At 69.0% G+C, this 20,165-nt stretch carries 19 protein-coding genes; 13 read left to right on the forward strand and 6 right to left on the reverse strand.

All coding sequences use genetic code 11. The features are described from left to right. Positions 1 to 224 precede the first annotated feature (224 nt). Complete coding sequence (locus AB0H56_RS05385) at positions 225 to 1,277, forward strand: alpha/beta fold hydrolase (RefSeq protein WP_357157459.1); 1,053 nt, start codon at positions 225 to 227, stop codon at positions 1,275 to 1,277. 28 nt (positions 1,278 to 1,305) lie between these two features. Next, entirely contained in the window at positions 1,306 to 1,995 is a 690-nt protein-coding gene (locus AB0H56_RS05390) for a ferritin-like fold-containing protein (RefSeq protein WP_357157462.1), read from the forward strand. Between the two features lie 6 nt (positions 1,996 to 2,001). Here AB0H56_RS05390 and AB0H56_RS05395 read toward each other — a convergent pair whose 3' ends face one another. Continuing rightward, positions 2,002 to 2,844, reverse strand: coding sequence for a helix-turn-helix transcriptional regulator (locus AB0H56_RS05395; RefSeq protein ID WP_357157465.1), 843 nt, complete (start codon positions 2,842 to 2,844; stop codon positions 2,002 to 2,004). 100 nt (positions 2,845 to 2,944) lie between these two features. On the opposite strand from AB0H56_RS05395, the gene AB0H56_RS05400 reads away from it, so the two are divergent. Together AB0H56_RS05400 and AB0H56_RS05405 are read left to right on the forward strand one after the other, a co-directional pair. Then, a complete protein-coding gene (locus tag AB0H56_RS05400) occupies positions 2,945 to 3,481 on the forward strand; it encodes a YceI family protein (protein WP_357157468.1) in 537 nt (178 codons plus the stop codon). A 94-nt stretch (positions 3,482 to 3,575) separates the two neighbouring features. Continuing rightward, positions 3,576 to 3,803, forward strand: coding sequence for a DUF3107 domain-containing protein (locus tag AB0H56_RS05405; protein ID WP_280217457.1), 228 nt, complete (start codon positions 3,576 to 3,578; stop codon positions 3,801 to 3,803). 56 nt (positions 3,804 to 3,859) lie between these two features. On the opposite strand, the gene AB0H56_RS05410 is transcribed toward AB0H56_RS05405, so the two are convergent. Beyond that, the gene (locus AB0H56_RS05410; protein ID WP_110036433.1) at positions 3,860 to 4,522 is read right to left on the reverse strand and encodes a TetR/AcrR family transcriptional regulator; all 663 of its coding nucleotides are present in this window, start codon (positions 4,520 to 4,522) and stop codon (positions 3,860 to 3,862) included. Between the two features lie 316 nt (positions 4,523 to 4,838). On the opposite strand from AB0H56_RS05410, the gene AB0H56_RS05415 reads away from it, so the two are divergent. The 7 genes from AB0H56_RS05415 (at position 4,839) to AB0H56_RS05445 (ending at position 13,168) form a co-directional block, all read left to right on the forward strand. Then, positions 4,839 to 5,807 carry a DUF3152 domain-containing protein gene (locus tag AB0H56_RS05415; RefSeq protein ID WP_357157900.1) on the forward strand — a complete coding sequence of 323 codons (969 nt, stop codon included), beginning with the start codon at positions 4,839 to 4,841 and terminating at the stop codon, positions 5,805 to 5,807. A 201-nt stretch (positions 5,808 to 6,008) separates the two neighbouring features. Then, complete coding sequence (gene moeZ, locus AB0H56_RS05420; RefSeq protein ID WP_357157471.1) at positions 6,009 to 7,190, forward strand: adenylyltransferase/sulfurtransferase MoeZ; 1,182 nt, start codon at positions 6,009 to 6,011, stop codon at positions 7,188 to 7,190. Between the two features lie 113 nt (positions 7,191 to 7,303). Further along, positions 7,304 to 8,155 (forward strand): TIGR02569 family protein, encoded by an 852-nt coding sequence (locus AB0H56_RS05425; protein WP_233000351.1) that lies wholly within the window; start codon positions 7,304 to 7,306, stop codon positions 8,153 to 8,155. Positions 8,156 to 8,326: 171 nt separating this feature from the next. Next, positions 8,327 to 10,183, forward strand: coding sequence for an SCO2524 family protein (locus AB0H56_RS05430; RefSeq protein ID WP_357157474.1), 1,857 nt, complete (start codon positions 8,327 to 8,329; stop codon positions 10,181 to 10,183). A gap of 4 nt (positions 10,184 to 10,187) precedes the next feature. Next, on the forward strand, positions 10,188 to 11,108 hold the full coding sequence (locus tag AB0H56_RS05435) for an SCO2523 family variant P-loop protein (protein ID WP_357157477.1): 921 nt from the start codon (positions 10,188 to 10,190) through the stop codon (positions 11,106 to 11,108). Between the two features lie 52 nt (positions 11,109 to 11,160). Next, a complete protein-coding gene (locus tag AB0H56_RS05440; RefSeq protein WP_357157480.1) occupies positions 11,161 to 12,159 on the forward strand; it encodes an SCO2522 family protein in 999 nt (332 codons plus the stop codon). Positions 12,160 to 12,199: 40 nt separating this feature from the next. Continuing rightward, positions 12,200 to 13,168 (forward strand): SCO2521 family protein, encoded by a 969-nt coding sequence (locus AB0H56_RS05445; protein ID WP_357157483.1) that lies wholly within the window; start codon positions 12,200 to 12,202, stop codon positions 13,166 to 13,168. Here AB0H56_RS05445 and AB0H56_RS05450 read toward each other — a convergent pair whose 3' ends face one another. The 4 genes from AB0H56_RS05450 to AB0H56_RS05465 all read right to left on the reverse strand — a co-directional run bounded on the left by AB0H56_RS05450 (position 13,169) and on the right by AB0H56_RS05465 (position 17,011). Then, complete coding sequence (locus AB0H56_RS05450; RefSeq protein ID WP_357157486.1) at positions 13,169 to 14,026, reverse strand: hypothetical protein; 858 nt, start codon at positions 14,024 to 14,026, stop codon at positions 13,169 to 13,171. It lies immediately after the preceding gene. Continuing rightward, positions 14,023 to 14,556, reverse strand: a complete 534-nt coding sequence (locus AB0H56_RS05455; RefSeq protein ID WP_357157489.1) for a GNAT family N-acetyltransferase — start codon at positions 14,554 to 14,556, stop codon at positions 14,023 to 14,025. Before AB0H56_RS05455 ends, AB0H56_RS05450 begins: the two co-directional genes overlap by 4 nt. Positions 14,557 to 14,717: 161 nt before the next feature. Further along, the gene (locus AB0H56_RS05460) at positions 14,718 to 16,199 is read right to left on the reverse strand and encodes a nitrate/nitrite transporter (RefSeq protein ID WP_357157491.1); all 1,482 of its coding nucleotides are present in this window, start codon (positions 16,197 to 16,199) and stop codon (positions 14,718 to 14,720) included. Between the two features lie 140 nt (positions 16,200 to 16,339). Beyond that, positions 16,340 to 17,011: a FadR/GntR family transcriptional regulator gene (locus AB0H56_RS05465; RefSeq protein ID WP_110036422.1), complete on the reverse strand. Its 672-nt coding sequence runs from the start codon at positions 17,009 to 17,011 to the stop codon at positions 16,340 to 16,342. A gap of 258 nt (positions 17,012 to 17,269) precedes the next feature. Here AB0H56_RS05465 and AB0H56_RS05470 point away from each other — a divergent pair, with 258 nt between their 5' ends. Beyond that, entirely contained in the window at positions 17,270 to 18,418 is a 1,149-nt protein-coding gene (locus tag AB0H56_RS05470) for an MFS transporter (protein ID WP_357157903.1), read from the forward strand. A 286-nt stretch (positions 18,419 to 18,704) separates the two neighbouring features. Then, complete coding sequence (locus tag AB0H56_RS05475) at positions 18,705 to 20,144, forward strand: nitrate/nitrite transporter (RefSeq protein ID WP_357157494.1); 1,440 nt, start codon at positions 18,705 to 18,707, stop codon at positions 20,142 to 20,144. The last annotated feature ends 21 nt before the right edge of the window (positions 20,145 to 20,165 follow it).

Here is a 20,165-nt window from a genome sequence, read left to right on the forward strand (position 1 = left end):
GGAGCGATGAATCTAGCGTTGTCCACGGTGATTGTAGCGTGATAATGTGCGCAACCCGAATTTCGGGAGTGGCGCCGGTCTCGCGAAAACGGGTGTGACCTTCGCTTTCGGCGGTCGGACGGTGTGTCACAGCGCAATTCGGAGTACCGGATTTTCGCGCGTGTCCGCCGATGTAACAGAACTCACTTGGTACCGCCGGTACCAGGTATGAGACATTTCTTGTCGTGAGGATCACCGAGACAGTCACCACCGCCGCGCGCAACGCGTGGGCGCTGAGCTTCGGCGCGGGCATCGAGGCGCCCGACCCGGCGCCGTCGACCGTGCTGTACGACGAGCCGCACCGCCTGCTGCGTCGCTACGACTCCGGATCATCCTCGGCCACAACGGATTCCGCGGTCCTGCTGGTGCCGCCGCTGGCGGCCCCGGCGACCTGTTTCGACCTGCGCCCCGACCAGAGCCTGGCCAGGCATCTGGTGTCGAACGGCCGCCCCACCTACCTGGTCGACTACGGCGACATCTCCTTCGCCGACCGCGCCATGGGCTTCGAGGACTGGGTCACCGACATCCTGCCCGAGGCGATCCGGCGGGTGAGCGCCGATCGCGGTGGCGCCCCGGTCGACCTGGTCGGCTGGTCGATCGGCGGGGTCTTCTCGTTGCTCACCGCCGCCGCGAATCCGGAATTGCCGATCCGCTCGGTCACCGGGGTCGGCGCGCCGCTCGATTACGACAAGATGCTCGGCATGCCGCAGGTGCGCGCGGTCGCGAGCCTGACCGGCGGCCGGGCCACCACCGCGTTCGTCCGCGCGGCGGGCGGAATCCCCGCGCCGCTGACCAAACTCGCCTACCGGATCGCCGCGATCGACCGGGAAATCGCGCGGCCGCTGTTCGTCGCGAGCAATATCGCGCGCACCGAGACACTGGCGAAAATGGAGTCCATCGATCGTTTCCAGGCGGCCATGCCCGGCTATCCCGGCCGCTTCTACGGCCAGATCTGGGGCCGGTTCATCCTCGCCAACGACATCGGCAACGGCCGCCTGAAGCTGCGCGACCGCACGGTCGAACTCGCCGACGTGCGGGTGCCGGTGCTGCTGGTGGGCGGCACCGCCGACGTGATCACCCCGAAGGCCGCTGTCGAGGCCGGTCTACGCACGCTCACCGGCTCGCCGTCGGTGACCTACGAGGTGGCGCCGGGCAGCCACCTGGGCATCCTCGCCGGTCCCGACGCCCGCCACTCCACCTGGACCTACCTCGACAAGTTCCTGGCGGAGCGCGACTGATCATCGATCGGGACTAAGGTTGGTAGCCATGGGAGCACAGACCTCTGCCGCGCCGGATGTTGTCTCGACCGAACCGCTCGCCGCGGACCACCCCGGGGTGACCGAATTGTTCGCGGTCCTCGCCTACGGCGAGCTGACCGCGTTCTACCGCCTGGCCGAGGAAGCCAAGCTGGCGCCCTCGCTGCACGGCCGGGTGGCGGTGGCCAAGATGGCCGCCGCCGAACTGGCGCACTTCGAGGCGCTCGAGGCCGCGCTCACCGCCCGCGGCGCCGACGCGGAATCGTCGATGGCGCAGTACCAGGGCGCGCTGGACTCCTATCACGCGTCGACCGATCCCTCGACCTGGCTCGAGTCGATGGTGAAGTTCTACGTCGGTGACGGACTGGCCGCCGACTTCTACTCCGAGATCGTCGGCGTGCTCCCCGCCGAGGTCGCCGATGTGGTGCGCGAGGTGCTCGCCGAGACCGGCCACTCGCAGTTCGTCGTCGACGAGGTCCGCGGCGCCGTCGCGGCCAGTCGTTCCGAGCGCGACCGGCTCACGCTGTGGGGTCGCCGGCTGCTCGGCGAGGCGATCACCCAGGCGCAGTACGTGATGGCCCAGCGCGACGAGCTCGCCGAACTGGTCCTCGCCGCGACCGGCGACCTCAACGGCATCGCCACCCTGTTCGACCGCATGCAGCAGCGCCACGCCGCGCGCATGGCCGAACTCGGTCTCTGACCGGCGCTACTCGCCGACCGCGTGTCCGGGCACGAGACGCAGTTCCGGTGCGCGGGCGGCGGTCTGGCGCGGTAGCCAGACGACCACCTGCTGATCGCGGTCGGCCGACAGGGTCTGCACGGTGAAGGTGAGGGTGCCCCGGGTGGGGTGTTCGACGCCGAGCAGGCTCGGGACGTCCTCGGCCAGGCGGTGCGGCTGCCAGCGGCGCGCGAACTCCGGTTCGGTGCACAGGAACGCGATGATCGCCGCGACCCGCTCGTCGTCGGGACGGCGCAGGCGGGTGCGGGCCAGCTGGTCGGCCAGGTGATCGGCGAACTGCGGCCAGTCGGTCACGGTCTCCCGGGCCAGCGGATGCCGGAAGGCCCACACCGCGAGGTTCACCTGATCCGGATCGTCGAGCATGCCGAGCGGGGTGACCAGGTCTTCCCAGGCGCTGTTCCAGGCGAGGATGTTGGCACGGGGGCCGAGCGCGAAGGCGGGCGTCGGCGCGAGCGCGTCGATGACACCGCGCAGCGCGGCGGGCACCTGGTCCAGCGCCGGGTCGAAGGCGGTGCTCGGGCAGCGGGCCTCGGCGCTCGAGGTGAGCGCGAGCCAGCCGAAGTGTGAGCGCTCCGTCTCGTTGAACCGCAGCGCGGTGGCCAGCGCGTCGACCACGGCCATCGACGGGTTGGTGTCGCGGCCCTGCTCCAGCCGGGCCAGGTAGTCGGCACTCACCCCGGCCAGCACCGCGACCTCCTCGCGGCGCAGCCCCGGCGTGCGGCGCCTGCCGCCCGCGGGCAGGCCGACGTCCTCGGGACGCAGCTCGGCGCGGCGCGCGATCAGCAGTTCGGCGAAGGCGGAGTGGACCATCCCTCAATGGTGCCCGGTTCCCGGCGCGGCAGCCACGCCCTGGCGGGTCCAGGATAAGCGCGGTCTGGTTGGCGGACCACGGTCCGGTCAGGCTGGAGTCATGACTTCCTCGACACAGACCCAGCAGCTCAAGACCGGATCGTGGGCGCTGGACGCCAGCCATTCCACCGTCGCGTTCACCGTGCGCCACCTCGGCATCGCCAAGGTCCGCGGCGGGTTCACCCGCTTCGAGACCGAGTTCGTCGTCGACGAGAGCGGGGCCGCGACCATCGGCGCCACCATCGACCTCGACTCCTTCGACACCGGCAACGCCGATCGCGACGCCCACGTGCGCAATGCCGACTTCCTCGACGTCGCCAACCGTCCCACCCTCAGCTTCCGCGCCACCGGCCCGGTCCGGATCGCCGAGTCCTTCACCGTCACCGGCGAGGCCACCCTGGGCGCCATCACCAAGCCGCTGACCCTCGAGGTCGAGTGGGGCGGCGTCGCCGACTTCATGGACGGCACCCGGCACGCGGGGTTCTCGGCCACCGGTGCCATCAAGCGCACCGACTTCGGCGTCGGCGCCCCGATGCCCGGCATGCTCTCCGACACCGTGAAGATCGAACTCGACATCGAGCTGATCGAGCCCGCGTAGTTCGCTCTCAGCGCAGGCCGGAGTGTTACCGGCGTCGGCGCGCTCGACTAGCCTGGTGAGGACAACACAGGACTCTTACGTTCGGAGGTTGGCCGTGGAGGTCAAGATCGGTATTTCGGATAGCCCGCGTGAGCTCGTGATCAACAGCGCGCAGAGCCCCGAAGAGATCGAAACGCTGGTGACCGAGGCGCTGACCAGCGCGAGCGGCGTCGTCTCGCTCACCGACGAGAAGGGTCGCAAGTTCCTGATCCAGTCGGCCAAGGTCGCCTACGTCGAGATCGGCTCGCCGGCCGTCGGCCGGGTCGGCTTCGCCACCATCTGAGTCCTGACAGCGAAAAGCCCCGCACCGGGTTCCGGTGCGGGGCTTTCGTCTGTCTGTCAGCCGATCGGGTGCAGTGGCACGTGCTTGAGGCCGCCCCAGGCGAGCGCGACGGTGGTGTCGACCGCTTCGTCCTTGGGGATCGGGCGGTCGGCCTCGAGCCAGTAGCGGGCGGTGAACTGGCTCGCGCCCACCAGACCGACGGCCAGGATGCGGGCCCGGTACGGATCGAGGCCCGAGTCGTGGGCGACCAGGTCGAAGACCGCGTCGACGCAGGCCTCGGTGGCCTGCTCGACCCGGCGCTGCACCTGCGGCTCCGAGGTCAGATCGGACTCGAAGACCAGGCGGAAGCCCTGCATCTCGTTGTCCACGAAATCGAAGTAGGCGGCGACGGCGGCGCGCACGCGCTGCTTGTTGTCGGTGGTGGAGCGCAGCGCCTGGCGCACGCTCGACACCAGGATGTCGACGTAGTTCTGCAGCACCGCCAGGTACAGCTCCAGCTTGGAGGTGAAGTGCTGGTAGAGCACCGGCTTGCTGACACCGGCCACCTGCGAGATCTCGTCCATGCCCGCGGCGTGGTAGCCGCGCTGCACGAACACTTCACTGGCCGCGAGCAGCAGCTGCTGACGCCGCTCGTCGCGGGGTAGCCGGGTGCCGCGCTTGGCCGGGACCGTTTCCGGCACCGATCGGCGCGAGGTCATGCGGTCCACGAGGTCTGTCATCTCGGCTCTCTTTGTCGTTTACTCCGCGGCAGGGGTACGCCACCGGTGTCCCACGAACGATACCCGCCTGGTGTTCCCGATAAGTTTCGCCCTGGAAATGTAGTACCAGGCCGCGGGGTTCGCCGGGCCGTAACCGCGCGATCGCGCGCGGCCGCCGCGCGGGCCCACCGACCCACTGTGAGAATCTGGTGGGGTGACCGACCGCCCGGAACGACCATCCGGCGGCGGGCGCGATGCCGCTCGCCCCACGCCACCCACCGAGTCCGGTGCTGTGACATCGGCGCCAGAAGGGCGAGAACTCGAGGTCTACGACCCGCTGGGGCTGTATCAGCCCGCCGACCGATCCCGCCAGCCGCTGCGCGCCCGCTGGGACCCCACCGACGCCGACACCGGCAGGCCGCGCAGCCCGCAGCGCGACGCGAAGAAGCAGAGCGCGCTCGGCCGATTCGTCTCCCGCTACGGCTGGCGCGCCTACGCGCTGCCGGTGCTGCTCGCCGTGACGGTGCTCGTCGTCGTCGACGCCGCGCGCGCCGGGCGCACCGCCCCGCCCGCCGAACCCGGCTTCGGCGCGCTCAGTCCCGGTGTCGCGCAATCCGGCATCATCGGCGCGCCGCCCGAGGGCGACGGGAAGTTCCCCGCCGATCTGCCGCTGGGCGCGCTGCCGGAGGGCGGCGAGTTCGTCGAACGGGCCGCGGGCACCTGGCATGTCGTGCCAGGCACCACGGCCCAGGTGGGCGCGGGCACCGAACGCGTCTTCCGCTACACCGTCGAGGTGGAGGACGGCATCGACACCACCCCCTTCGGTGGGGACGCGGCCGTGGCGAAGATGATCGAGACCACCCTGGCCAACCCGAAGAGCTGGACCAACGATCCCCGCTTCGCCTTCCAGCGCGTCGACGCCGGCGAGCCCGACTTCCGGCTCTCGCTGTCCTCGCGCGAGAGCACCCGCGCCGCCTGCGGATTCGAGATCCCGATCGACTCGTCCTGCTACAACGCCGACATCGACCGGGTGGTGCTCTCGGAGGTGCGCTGGGTGCGCGGCGCGCTCGCCTTCGACGGCGACATCGGCTCGTATCGGCAGTACCTGGTCAACCACGAGGTCGGCCACGCCATCGGCTACCACGGCCACCAGCCCTGCGAGAGCGACGGCGGGCTCGCGCCGATCATGATGCAGCAGACCTTCGGCACCAGGAACAACGACATCGCCCAGCTCGATCCGCACGGCGTGGTCCCCGCCGACGGCAAGACCTGCCGCTTCAACCCCTGGCCGTACCCGAGGGGCTGACCCACAGGGTGATGCGCGACGATGGACGGGAAGAACCCGGCGCCGGGCGACGTTGACACGATTGCCCACCCGCACGGGTTTCGGCCGCCTCGCCGCCGCGGGGCGAGGCGTAACGGCGCAGCCGCAGAATCGCCCCGCGGCGGCGAGGTCACGAGGCCGAAACCCCGCGGCGCCAGCCGCCATAGATACAGGAGCTCTGACGTGTCATTGAACGGGTCTCTGCCGCCGCTCGTCGAGCCGGCCGCGGAACTGACCAAGGACGAGGTCGCCCGCTACAGCAGGCACCTGATCATCCCCGATCTGGGCGTCGACGGTCAGAAGCGGTTGAAGAACGCCAAGGTGCTCGTGATCGGCGCCGGTGGCCTCGGCTCGCCCGCGCTGCTCTACCTGGCCGCGGCCGGGGTCGGCACCCTCGGCATCGTCGAGTTCGACGAGGTCGACATGTCGAACCTGCAGCGCCAGGTCATCCACGGTGAGTCCGACATCGGCCGGTCCAAGGCCGACAGCGCCCGCGATTCGATCCTGGAGATCAACTCCGGCATCGACGTGCGGCTGCACAAGATCCGCCTCGAGCCCGACAACGCGGTCGAGTTGTTCCGTGAGTACGACCTGATCGTCGACGGCACCGACAACTTCGCCACCCGCTACCTGGTCAACGACGCCGCCGTCCTCGCGGGCAAGCCCTACGTGTGGGGCTCGATCTACCGCTTCGAGGGACAGGTCTCGGTGTTCTGGGAGGACGCCCCCGACGGCCGCGGCATCAACTACCGCGACCTGTACCCGGAGGCCCCGCCGCCGGGCATGGTCCCCTCCTGCGCCGAGGGCGGCGTGCTCGGCGTGCTGTGCGCCTCGATCGGTTCGGTGATGGTGACCGAGGCGATCAAGCTCATCACCGGCATCGGTGAGACGCTGCTTGGCCGCCTGATGGTCTACGACGCACTGGACATGAACTACCGCACCATCAAGCTGCGCCGCGATCCCGAACGTCAGCCGATCACCGAACTGATCGACTACGAGGCGTTCTGCGGTGTGGTCTCGGAGGAGGGCATGGCCGCCGCGGCCGGCTCGACGATCACCGCCGCCGAGCTGAAGGACCTGCTCGACGCCGACAAGATCGAGCTGATCGATGTGCGCGAGCCGGTCGAGTGGGACATCGTGCACATCCAGGGCGCGACCCTGATCCCCAAGGACCGCATCCTGTCCGGCGAGGCACTGGCCGAGCTGCCGCAGAACAAGCCGATCGTGTTGCACTGCAAGACCGGTATCCGTTCGGCCGAGGCGCTGGCCGCGCTCAAGCGCGCCGGTTTCGCCGACGCCACGCACCTGCAGGGCGGCGTCGTCGCCTGGGCCAAGCAGGTGGATCCGTCGCTGCCGGTGTACTGATCGAGTAGCTGCGCCGTTGCCGACCTCGCCGAAGATTGCGGCGAGGTCGCAATGTGCCGGTGTGCCAGCGTGGCTTCGGGCTTCGGCGGCGGCACCGGGGTTACGGTACGGCCGTGACCTCAGTCGAACCTCCCGAACATGTGCGAGCCACATTCGGGCTTCGCGAAGTGACACCGGTGTCCCTGGGCGATTGGGACGGCGGCTGGCGGCTGGGTGAGGTGGTGCTGAGCCCGGTCGCCGATCACGCGCGGGCCGCCTGGTCGGCGAAGGTGCGCGAGACGCTGGTGGTCGACGGCGTGCGGTTGGCTCGGCCGGTGCGCGCCACCGACGGCAGGTACGTGGTCTCCGGCTGGCGGGCCGACACCTACATCGATGGCGCCCCGGAGCCACGGCACGACGAGGTCGTGTCGGTCTCGCTGCGATTGCACAAGGCCACAGCGCAATTGGAACGGCCACGTTTCCTGGTCCAGCCGCCGGTCGCGCCGTGGGTCGACGTCGACGTGTTCGTCGCGGCCGACCGCGCCGCCTGGGAGTCGGTGCCGCTGCGCAGCCTGCGCGCGGGCGGCGTGCCCATCGCCCCGACCCCCGACGGTCAGCGCAGCCTGGAACTGATCGGCCAGCTGGCCACCCTGCGCAAGCCGGTGCGCAGCCCCGACCAGCTGGTGCACGGCGATCTGTTCGGCACCGTCCTGTTCTCCGGCGCGCATACGCCTGGTCTCACCGACATCACCCCCTACTGGCGGCCGGCGGCCTGGGCGGCCGGCGTGGTCGTCGTGGACGCCCTGGCCTGGGGTGGCGGCGACGACGGCCTCCTCGACCGCTGGTCGACCCTGCCCGAATGGCCGCAGATGCTGTTGCGCGCCTTGATCTTCCGCCTGGCCGTGCACGCCCTGCACCCCCGCTCCACCCCGGAGGCCTTCCCCGGCCTGGCCCGCACCGCCGACATGGTCCGTTTGGCACTGTAAGGGCGGATTGCGCCGATCGTGACCGATGGGTCGGATGTGGTTTCAAATCCATTGAGACCCAACGTTTCCTGACATAGCGCGTGCTATCTTCATCGAGCATCGCCGCCATGTGTCCTGCGCCGGACCGGGGGACCCACCGCGGCCCGTCACGAGCGGTGAGGATTGCTGCGGGTGAGAATCCAGCCCAGACAACAGATTCTGGACATTTGGAGCGCCATGCTCTCGGCCTGCTACCGGGACGAGAAATGGCATTGGGACGGTGTCCTCGGCGCGAATTCGATCAGTGATTCCGAGCAGCTGCTGTGCCTGCTCTATCCGGCGACCGAGATCGAGAGCTTCGCGCTGGACCGGCCGGAGGCCATGTCCGACGACGTGAAGTTCGTCCTGGAGGCCTTCGGCGGCCAGGCCAGGATCGGCATCACCGTGCTCGGCCTCGTCGAGGAATACCTCGCCCGCAACACCGATCCCGACGGTGTGCCGCGCTTCGACGCGGGCAGCTACCTGCGCGCTCCCGATGACGGTGAACCGACCCAGGCCCAGCACACCCTCGAAGTCGTGGACGGCTACTCGATGTCGGTGACGCTGTGCATCGCGGCCCTCGGCTTCGCGCGCGTGTTCGACCGGTGGGCGCGTACCGAGCGACGCAAGGACGTCAGCGCCCGGATCACCGAGCTGAGCGCGGGTTTGAGTACCCGACTGACGGCCGCGATGACGGGCCTGGTGCGCAGTTTCGTGGTCAACACGGCCTCGCCGCGCTCGCCCGCGGGCAAGGTGATGCTCGGCATGCTCAACCAGTCGGGCCAGTCGGAGAAGGCGGTCGTCGACGCGGTGGCCCGCAGCCTCGATCGCGTGCGTGCCCGCCTGCGCAACGACGTCACGCTCGGCCGGGCGCCGGAATCCGAACTCGACGACGAGGACCTGCTCTTCGAGTGCGGGTGGAGCTGGGGCGTGGTGCAGGGCGCCGACCCGGTCGACTTCGTGCCCGACGAGATCGGTTCCAGCATCGGCTACGCCGACCCCCGCCCCTACCTCTACTTCACCATCACCGCGCTCGACGGCATCAACGACGTGCTCTCCCAGCGCACCCGAGAGCTCGACCTGCTCGACGACACCCAGTACCGCCTGGCCGAGGCGCTGCGCATCCGCTGGGACATCACCCAGCGCTACTGGGCCACCGTCGCCCGGTTCGGCAGCGGCACCTGGCCACTGGAGGACATCCCGTGGCGGACCTCCGACGGCGAGGAATCGGACTACTTCTCCCTGATCGTGTCCGCGGTGCTGATCCAGGAACTGGTCGCCCGCACGGCCTCCGACGACGACCTGACCCGCGCGATCGGCATCTTCGACGAGCTCGCCCGGCGCGGGCGCATCATCCGGCGGACCACCCAGGACGACCCGTCGGTGGCGCTGCACCATCCCGGTGTCCGGATGACGTTGCGCGGCAGCGAACTCGTCGAAGGCGGCGGCCCCCGGCTGGAGTGGATCGCCTCGGACTTCGCGCCCGTGCTGCTCAAGCGCAGTCTGCAGGCGGCGCGCCTGTCCGGCAACATCACCGCGCGCGACCGGCTGATGGAACTGGCCAAGAAGGTGATGGACCATCTCGACCTGCGCATGATCTCCGAGGGTGATGCCGCGGGCCTGTGGGACGACCCCGGTGCCGTCTTCGGCACCGCGGCCGCGCCGGGTCAGACTCGCCCCTCGTGGTACATGACCGAGCGCGTCATCGAATGCCTGGTCACCGCCGACCGCACCTATCGCGAGCCGCCGCTGCGCTCGCCCGCCATGGTCGTGCGCGCCGTCGAACTGCTCAACGAGGCCGAGCACCTGCTCAATCAGGAGATGCTCAATGTCAGCGTCGAGGACACCTCGGCCAATCGCACCGCGCTCGACGGTGTCGAGCAGCAGCTGGCCAGGGCCAGAGATGTGGTGAATCTGCAACCGGGGACGGCGTTCACGCTCGCCTCGGCGGCCCTGATCGAACTCGACCGGCTCGCCTACGCTCGTCTCGACGCGATGAGGAGCACCTGACCCGATGATCGTTTTCGCCACCTCGGACAAGGGCGGCACCGGACGGTCGGTGACCAGTTGCAATCTGGCCTACCGGCTCGGGCTGCGCGGCATCAGCACGGCCTATCTGGATTTCGACTTCGGCTCACCCACGGCGGGCGCGCTGTTCGAGATCAGCGCCGTCGAACGCGGCACCCAGCCGGGCAGCGGCCTGCACTCGTATCTGCGCGGTCACAACACCCTGCCGCAGCGCATCGACGTGCGGGCCAACACCAATCGGGATGCCCTGCGCAGCCAGCGATCTCGCGGCGGCAAGCTGGTGCTGCTGCCGGGTGACGAGGGCGGCGGCGAGGCCATGTCGGCCAACGACCAGCACGTGGTGCGCCGCTGCCGGGAACTGCTGCTCGACCTCGACAGCACCTACAAGGTGGTGATCGTCGACCTGAGCGCGGGCCGGTCGGTGGCCATGCAGATCGCGCTGGAAGCGACGCGGCCGCAGGACATGCCGGACAAGGAGGTGTGCTGGCTGGTCTACCACCGCTGGACCCGCCAGCACCTGATGGCCGCCCAGGGCCTGGTCCACGGGCCCAAGGGCCTGTTGAAGACCGGGGTGGAACTCGGCTACGCCCCCGACGACCTGCTGGCCCGGATCCGCTACGTGCGCACCGCCGTTCCGCGCGTCACCGACGAGCACGCGGCCAGCGGCGGCCCGCAGGCGGCCTGGTTGCTCAAGCAGAACGACGCGCTGCGATCGCTCGCCGCCGAATACCGCCTCGGCGCCGGCGCGCTGCTGGGGGAGACCCCCGTGGAGCCGGTCCTGCAGTGGCGCGAGCAGATCGTGCTCGATGCGGATGTCAACGCGGGCATCGCCAATCGCGCGACGGTGGAGGCGTTCGAGGAATTGGCGCGGCGGCTGTGGGATCGCGCGACCTGGGTACGCGTCTAGCGTTAGAATCCGCTCCGGTTCTGTCCGGTCGGGTAGGCAAGGGGTTGCAGTGGTGGGTGGCGCCGTCTACGCCGAGTCGACGGCGTCCGTGCGGGTCGAGGACGTTCCGCTCGCGCATCTGTCGATCGAGGTCGGGCACTTCTACATGTCGGATCTGCTCAACGGCGAAACGGCCATCGCCGCCCAGTTCCGCAAGGTCGCCCCGCTGCTCGAGGCGTTCACCGACATCGCCAGGCAGGAATTCGCCGAGGTCGCGGGCGGCCCGGCGCGCGTGCGGGTGAGCACCTGTTTCCTGCTCGACGACTACTTCCAGACCGACGCCGACCCCCGGCAGATCGTGCCCAAACTGCTGCGCATCGCCCGCGAGTGCGGCGTCCGGATCGACTACCTGGCCAGCGAGGCCGGATGCAGCAGGTATCTGCGCAGGCAGCACGAGGAACCGCGGATTCCGCTGGCGCAGATGGTCGCCGACTCGATCGTCGCCGAACCCGCTCCGGGCAGCACCGGGCGGCGCCCACCGACCGCGGAATCGGGCTGGCTGTGCAACGGTGAACGCTCCAGCGACCACGAGCCGGGCCAGGCCATGGAGGTCAACTACCGGCCGCCGGTGGAGTTCGCGGCGCGCAATCACTCGATCTTCCTCGACGTCGAGATGTGGCGCGACCGCGCCGGGCAGGACGTGCTCTGGTCATGTCCGTTCCTGGCCTCGGTCTGGCAGCTGCTGCGGCTGGGGATGCTGCGCTATGAGGGCAGAGCCGTCGTCGACGCCGAGTACTGGGGGCCCGAGCACGCCTGGCCCGCGCGCTGGGAGGACTTCCCGAGTGTGATCCGGCTCCAGGAACGGGCGGCGCCGTTCGCCGCGTTCCGGTCGCTGTCGCTGCTGCCGCAGCGGTACGTGGGCATCGAACACGCGGTGCGGATGATTCTCGATCACGTCCAGCCCGACCACGCCGTCGTCGCGCTCATCGCCCGGCGCGCGAGCGAGCAGGGCATCACCGTGACCGACGACGTCACCGACCGCCTCTCGCATTTCTTCCTCAGCACCGTGTGATCACCGTGCCGTGGCACGGGCGACCGGTTACGCTGCAGCAATGCAACTCAGCGGTGGTCCGCTGGCACTTCTGGGTGAAGTGCGCACCGGCCTGCTCCCGGAGTCGGCGGCTCTGAGCCGCGGGTCGGCGGCGGAATTGCTGACCCTGGTTCGCGGCCGCCGCGTGCAATCGCGCGAGCGGCCGGTGAGCTGGGCGCAATCCCCGGTCATCGCCGAGGGGGTCGACTGCAGGCTCGCCACACCGTCGCGTGGCCGCGTCCGCGGGGTCGGCACCGTCGCGGCGCACGCGGTCGTGCTCGGCGGCCGGATTCTGCAGAGTTCGGCCATGGCCACCGTCACCGCGGGTGAGGGCACGCACCGGCGCGGCTGGGGCCACTATCTGAGCCGGATCGGCCTCGTCGAGATCCTCACCAGGATTCCCGCCGACATCGGCGCCCAGCTCGTCGACGGCTTCCTCGGTCCCGGTGATCCGACCGTGGCCACGCTCGACCCCGGTGCGATCGCGGCCCGCCTGCACATGCGGGTGCGCACCGACCCGATGCTGAACCAGAAGCCGCCCATCCAGACCGGCGCGTCCCGGTTGCGCTGGGCCGCCAGGGTGGAGCGCGGGGCGGCGCCGAGCATGTCGTTCGTGCTCGTCGACGACGAGACCAGACTCGCCTCGGTCGTCGTCGGCGACGACGCGGAACTGCCCGCGGTGCAACGCTTCTGCGAAGACCTGGCCATGCACGACTGGTTGCTCACCGTGCTCACCGAGGTGATCGACGAGGCCGAGATGGCCGAGCTCTCGCGCAGTTCCCCCGCCCAGGTGCTCACCCCGCTGCTGGAACACCTGGTCCACCTGTGGCTGCCCGGCGCGTTCACACCGGCGCCGCTGCGCGGCCTGTGGACGGGTCTGGAGAGCGATCCCGGTTTCACCGTGCAGTGGAATTCGCGGATCGGGCAGCTGCGCGACCGGGTGGCGGTGGCCACGCTCGGCGCGCTGACCCGCAGCCAGACCCGCTGGTGATCAGAGCCGGAACAGCTGGCGCACCAGCAGGGCGAAGAACACCGAGGTCGACACGATGCCCGCGTACGATTCGACGATCAGCGTCGCCTGCGCGAAGGTGCTGAGCGCGGGCAGGTCGTCGGTGCCCACCGGATTCAGGAAGTTGAGCAGCCCCACCCTGGTGGCCGTGGCGAACCCGATCCCGGTGCTGGACAGGTAGAAGACCGCGACGAACACCGCGATCTCGAGTGCGATCCAGGCCAGCAGCAGGAACGGCCGATACCCGTAGCCGCACAACAGATCCGAGACGATGCCGGGCAGCCGCCGCCAGCGGGGGGTGCGCGCCCTGGTCTTGGCCCGCGCCATGTTCAGCCCGCACCGGTCCTGGCCGCGCGGGTTCTCGGTGATGGTGTGCAGGCGGTAGGCCTGCCGGTAGGCGAGGGCGGCGTGTGCGGGAAGCCGATGTGCCGAAAGCTGTTCGCCGAGTTCCTCGTACACCTCGGCGAGCAGGGTGGACTGGGTGCGGCTCAGGCGCAGCGGGCCACGGAATTCGACCTCGGCGGCGAACAGCGCGGTGAGCACGGTCTCGCAGGCCAGTTCGCGTCCCGCGTTGTCCAGCACGTCGGGGTCGGCGTCGCGGTAGAGGTGGGCGAAGACGAGGCTGTCGCCGACCCGGCGGGTGGACGGCGGAACATAGTCGGCGAGAAACTGTTCCACGCGGTGGTTGAGCTCGTCGAGCAGGGTGTATTCGGTGGCGGCGCCGGGCGCGCGCTGGAAATCGGCGATCACCTCGGCGAAAGCCCCGGCGTGCCTGCGGATGAGCGTGGTCTTGGAGGCGACGAAATCGCCGAGCCGGTCGTGTTCGGCGTACTCGGTCATCCGTCGTCGACCGGTCCGCGATCTTTACGCCAGCGCCGATCGGCCGGGTCGGCGGCGGACCACTCAGGAGATATTCGGTGTACCAACAGGTCTCGTGGCTCACCCGCCCCGAAGTACTGTTCCTCGTGGTCGAGCCAGGTGAAGCCGGAGTCCTTGTAGAGATTGGCCGCGGGCACATTCGACGGCCGCACGGTGATGAAGATGGCCTCCACCTGCGAGGACCGGCAGCGTGCGAGCGCGCGGTCGAGTAATGACCGGCCCAGCCCCTGGCCCTGAAACCGCGCCGACACGGCCAACCCGATCAGCCACGCGCTGCGCCTGCCGACCGCGACGAGCGCGTACCCGCAGATCGAACCGTCCAGATCGGCGACCACCCATTGTGATCCGTGAATATCGAACAATTGCCGCAGCGCGAAATAGGGGTAGGCCAGCGGCACGAATTCTTCCGACTCGAGTTCGGCGATGGCGGCCAGATCATCGATGGTGGCGGACCGGAATCGTAGCTCTGCCTGCTCGTTCGAGATGTTCAATACCGCTCACCTCTGCCGCCCCGGTGCAAGTCTGCTTTCCAGAGTAGAGCGCGGCATCGGCCGCGGCCACCACGATGGCCGAAAGGTGTTGGCACACAGCCGAAGGCCGCGTCCGGGGAGGGGAACCCGGGCGCGGCCTTCGTGGTCGGTGAGCTGGGGGATCAGACGTTGGCGTAGGCCAGGGAGGGGGCCTTCTCGATGGCGAAGGAGCTGCGCAGGTAGTACCACCAGGTGACGGCGGCCATCACCAGGAAGGCGCCCGCGTAGGCCCAGAAGGCGGGGGCCATGGTGCCGAAGTTGATGTTGGACAGGCGAAGTGCCTGCTGCAGGAGGTAGCCGCCGGAGGCGCCGATCGCGCCGATGACACCGATCGCGGCGCCGGCCTGGCGGCGGGCCGAGGCATTGGCCTCGGTGAGGTCGAGGCCGTGTTCGGAGGCGTGCTTCTTGGCGGTGGCGCTGAAGATGGACGGGATCATCCGGTAGGTCGAGCCGTTGCCGATGCCGGTGAGCACGAACAGCAGCAGGAACGCGGCCAGGTAGAGCGGGAAGCTCTTCAGGTCCAGCGCCACCATGATCAGCGCGACGGCGACGGCCATGCCGGAGAACACGAAGACGGTGATCTTGGCGCCACCGACCTTGTCCGAGACCCAGCCGCCGAACGGACGGCTGAACGAGCCGACCAGCGCGCCGAGGAAGGCCAGGTTGCCCAGCGTGGTGATCCAGCCGATCTTGGCCAGGTCGGGGAAGTTCGCCTTGATCAGGGTGGGGAAGGCGAAGGAGAAGCCGATGAACGAGCCGAAGGTGCCGATGTAGAGGAACGACATGATCCACGTGTGCGGATTGGTCAGCGCCAGCCGGTAGGACTTGCCGTCGGACTTGGCGTTGGTGATCGAGTCCATGTAGCGCAGCGCGCCGAACGTGGCGACCAGGATGAACGGAATCCACACCAGCACAGCGAGTGTGATGCCGAACCGGTAGCCCGCCGGGTCCTTGGCCGTCAGGTGCGTGCCCAGGGTGATCAGCAGCGGCAGCACCAGCTGGGTCTGCGCGACACCGAGATTGCCGCCCGCGGCGTTGATGCCGAGCGCGGCGCCCTTCTTGCCCTCGGGGAAGAAGAACGAGATGTTGGCCATCGAGGAGGAGAAGTTGCCGCCACCGAAACCGGCGAGCGCGGCGAGGATCAGGAACACCCACATCGGCGTGCCGGGCTGGTTGACGAAGTAGGCCAGGCCCAGCGTCGGGATGAGCAGCATGGCCGCGCTGAACGCGGTGAACGCCCGCCCGCCGAATCGGGGGATCGCGAAGGTGTAGGGGATGCGCAGGGCCGCGCCGACCAGGGTCGGCGTCGAGGTCAGCAGCAGGGCGTTGCTCACGGCGACCGGGTTGCCCTTGCCGAGGCCTTCGAGGAATCCGAAGCCCGCGGCGCCCATGCTGGTGACGACCGTGCCCCAGATGACCCAGACACTGAAGCCGAGATTCTCGGCGAAGACGGAGAAGATCAGATTCTTGCGGGCGGTCTGCTTACCGCCGGATTCCCAGAATTTCAGGTTGTCGGGTTCCCAGTGGGTCAGCCAGCGACCCTTCTTCTCATATGTGAAGGACGGGTTGTCCGTCTCCTGGCCGGTGGCGGCAATCGCGGTCATCGGCTTCCTCTCGATCGAGCGCGTGGCGCGGGGTCGAGTCAACGGTAGGAAGTGGTTGTTGCGTAGCCGTGGCCTCAGGTGACGATCCAGCCAACTCGGGCTCACCGGGGAAATCGGCGGCTGGTGACCGTCCGGTTACATCAGCGATCGGGGTACTGGCCGATGAGGGTGGCCAGGAAGCAGCGGGTGGCCTGCATCGCCTTGTCGGCGTCGCCGTCGATGACGGCCTGCACCAGTTCGGCGTGCTCGGTGTCGTAGGCGTCGTCGGAGCGGGAGGTCCGCGCGTGGATCACCTGCTCGATGATCGGCAGCAGCGAATCGTAGAACTCCAGGTACACCGCGTTGTGGCTGGCGACGACGATCGCGCGGTGCAGTTCTACGTCGGCGGCGATGGCCACCGGGTCGGGCTCGTTCCAGGTGCGGTTGCTGCGTTCGGCCAGCAGGCGGCGCAGGTTGGCGATGTCGGTGTCGTCGCGGCGCCGCGCGGCCAGACCGGCCGCGGTGGTGTCGAGGGCCTGCCGCAGCTCGAGGATGTCGCGCTCCTCGGCGTCGGCGAAGTACTTCGCCAGGGTGCCGCCGACCTCCGAGGTGGCGATCACATAGGTGCCCGAGCCCTGACGGCGCTCGAGCATTCCTGCGTGGACGAGGGCTTGCACGCCCTCGCGGACGGTGTTGCGCCCGGTCCCGGTGAGCTCGGTGAGCTCCGGTTCGGTGGGTATCCGTTGGCCGACTGGCCAACGGCCGGAACGGATTTCGGCCCGAAGCTGCTCGGTGACCTGGGCGATGAGGCTGGTTCGCCGGACGGGTTGCACGTCAGCAAGGGTACTTGGCCCGCCGCCCGGTGACTTTCGGCCGGACTCGGGGGCGGGGCAGATCTCCCGTTGGAGATTGCTCACAGAGGCTTGGCGATGGTCATCGGGTCATCCTATGATTTCGTGGTGCCGCCACTCCACGAATCCGCCACCGCCCCACACCCGCGTGACCTCGAGTCGGAGGTCGTTGTCGACGAGGGACGCATCAGCCGTCGATCGTTGATCGAGGGGCGGCTGCTGGTTCTCGCGGCCATCGTCATGTCCGCGCTGACGCTGCGGGCCGCGGTCACCGCGTTCAGTCCGCTGGCGGAGGAGATCGGCGCCGATGTCGGATTCGGGACGGCGATCGTCGGCGTCTTCGGCATGCTGCCGACCGCCATGTTCGCCGTCGCGGGACTGGTCACGCCGGTGCTCGTGCGCCGGTACGGGCTCGAGCGCACGGTCCTGATCGCCATGCTGCTCGCCGGTGTCGGCTCGCTGACCAGGGTGTTCGCGCACAGCACCGGCGAACTGCTGGCCTTCTCCGCCGTGGTCCTGCTCGGCATGGGCATCGGCAACGTGGTGATCCCGCCGCTGGTGAAGCGCTATTTCGCCGACCGGCTGGCCGCGATCAGCTCCCTCTACATCGTGATGGTGCAGCTGAGCACAGTCGTGCCCGCCTTCGTCGCGGTGCCGCTGGCCGAGGACCACGGCTGGCGGATCTCGATGGGCGTGTGGGCGCTGGTCGGCTTCGCCGCCGCCGTGCCGTGGCTGTTCGTGCTGCGCGACCGCAAGGGTCGCGACCTGGTCGACGTTACCGCGCTGCCCGCCGAACCCGCGCCCGCCGCGGGCAAGATCTGGCGTTCGCCGCTGGCCTGGGGCATGGCCGCGATGTTCGGCATGACCTCGCTGACCACCTACGCCATGTTCGCCTGGCTGCCCAAGATCCTGTCCGACGCGGGCGCGAGCGCCGGCTTCGGCGGCAGCATGGTCGGGCTGTTCGCGCTGATGGGCCTGATCCCCGCGCTGGCCGCACCGACCGTGGTCTCGCGGATGCGCAACCCGTTCCCGGTGGTCGTCGGCTGCGTCGCGCTGTTCGTCCTCGCCTTCGCGGGCCTGCTGATCGCCCCCATGGGCGCGCCGGTGCTGTGGGTGGTGCTGCTCGGCCTCGGCCCGAGCACCTTCCCCATGGCGCTGACCCTGATCAACCTGCGCACCCGCACCCCGCGGGGCTCGGCGGCGCTGTCCGGGTTCACCCAGGGCGTCGGTTATGCCGTCGCCTGCGTCGGTCCGCTGCTGTTCGGCATGCTGCACACCTGGACCGGTGGCTGGCTCGCCCCGTTCAGTCTGCTCGTTGTCGCGCTCGGCATTCTGCTCGCGGGTGCCTGGCAGGCGTGCAAGCCACGCATGCTCGAAGAGACCTGGTGACCGCGAACTCCTCACCGTCGGTCATTTCTCGAAGTGCGCTTTCGGCGGCTCTGTTCTAGAGTCGCTCGAAGCGGCGTAGCTCACACCCTCACCGGCGCACACCGCGAATTCTCGCCGCTTCCTTACCCGCGGAAATCGTTGTGTCACACGGCGGAAACAAACGTTCCGATCTCACCCCCGGCAACCGGGAATCGTGAGAAACCGTTGATTCGGGCGACATTTCCCGCAGCATTCCGGCAATACCCATTTCCTACCGTTGGGCCATCGCACTTTTGGGAGGCCCAACTTGAGGACGCTGCAGCGTAACCACGACATCGCGGACTGGGATGCCGAAGATGTCGCGGCCTGGGAGGCCGGCGGCAAGGACATCGCCAAGCGCAACCTGATCTGGTCGGTGATCGCCGAACACATCGGGTTCTCGGTGTGGTCGATCTGGTCGGTGATGGTGCTGTTCATGCCCACCGACAAGTACGGCATCGACGCGGCGGGGAAGTTCTTCCTGGTCGCCATGCCGACCCTGGTCGGCGCATTTCTGCGGATCCCCTACACGGTGGCGACGGCCCGTTTCGGCGGTCGCAACTGGACGATCTTCAGCGCGCTGATGCTGCTGATCCCGCTGCTGTTGACGCTGTATTTCGTCAACCAGCCCGGCACCTCGTACACGACCTTCCTGATCGTGGCCGCGTTCGCCGGCTTCGGTGGCGGCAACTTCGCCTCCTCGATGACCAACATCAACGCCTTCTACCCGCAGCGGCTCAAGGGCTGGGCGCTGGGCGTGAACGCCGGTGGCGGCAACATCGGCGTCCCGGTGATCCAGTTGCTCGGGCTGCTGGTGCTGGTCACCCTCGGTGGCGACCACGCCTCGGTCATCTGCGCGATCTACCTGGTGTTCGTCGGCCTGACCGCGGTCGGCGCCGCCCTCTTCATGGACAACCTGACCAACCAGCAGGCGGACCTGTCCTACATGGGCAAGGCGCTGCGGGTGCCGCAGTCGTGGGCGATCGCCTTCCTCTACATCGGCACCTTCGGTTCGTTCATCGGCTACAGCTTCGCCTTCGGCCAGATTCTGCAGATCAGCTTCAAGGCCGGTGGCGACACCGCCGCGCAGGCCGCCGTGCACGCCGCCTCGATCGCCTTCATCGGCCCGCTGCTCGGCTCGCTGTCGCGCCCCTACGGCGGCAAGATGGCCGACCGGATCGGCGGCAGCAAGGTCGCGCTCGGCACCTTCGGCGCCATGATGGCGGCCGCGCTGATCGTGATCGCCGCCTCGACGATGGCCGATCGCAACAACGGCATCGCCTCGGGGGCGACCATGACGGTCCTGGTCATCGGCTTCATCGCGCTGTTCGTGCTCTCCGGTTTCGGCAACGGCGCCGTCACCAAGATCATCCCGTCGGTGTTCGAGGCCAAGTCGAAGAGCCTGCCGCTCTCGCGCACCGAGCGGGCCGCCTGGTCGCAGAACACCGCGGGCGCCCTCATCGGGTTCGTCGGCGCGATCGGCGCCCTCGGCGGCGTCGGCATCAACATGGTGCTGCGCTCGTCCTACTCCTCCACCAACTCCGCGACCACCGCGTTCTGGGTGTTCCTCGCCTTCTACGTGGTCTGCGCCGCGGTCACCTGGACGGTGTTCCTGCGCCGTCCCCGCCTGTCCGCTGACGCCGATGTCGTGGTCGAGGCCGAGTCCCTGGTCCTCGAGGCCGAACACACCGCTTCGTCGGCTCGCTGACAACCGGCCCACACCTTGGAG

The organism is Nocardia sp. NPDC050717, from assembly GCF_040654275.1.
Taxonomy (GTDB): Bacteria; Actinomycetota; Actinomycetes; order Mycobacteriales; family Mycobacteriaceae; genus Nocardia.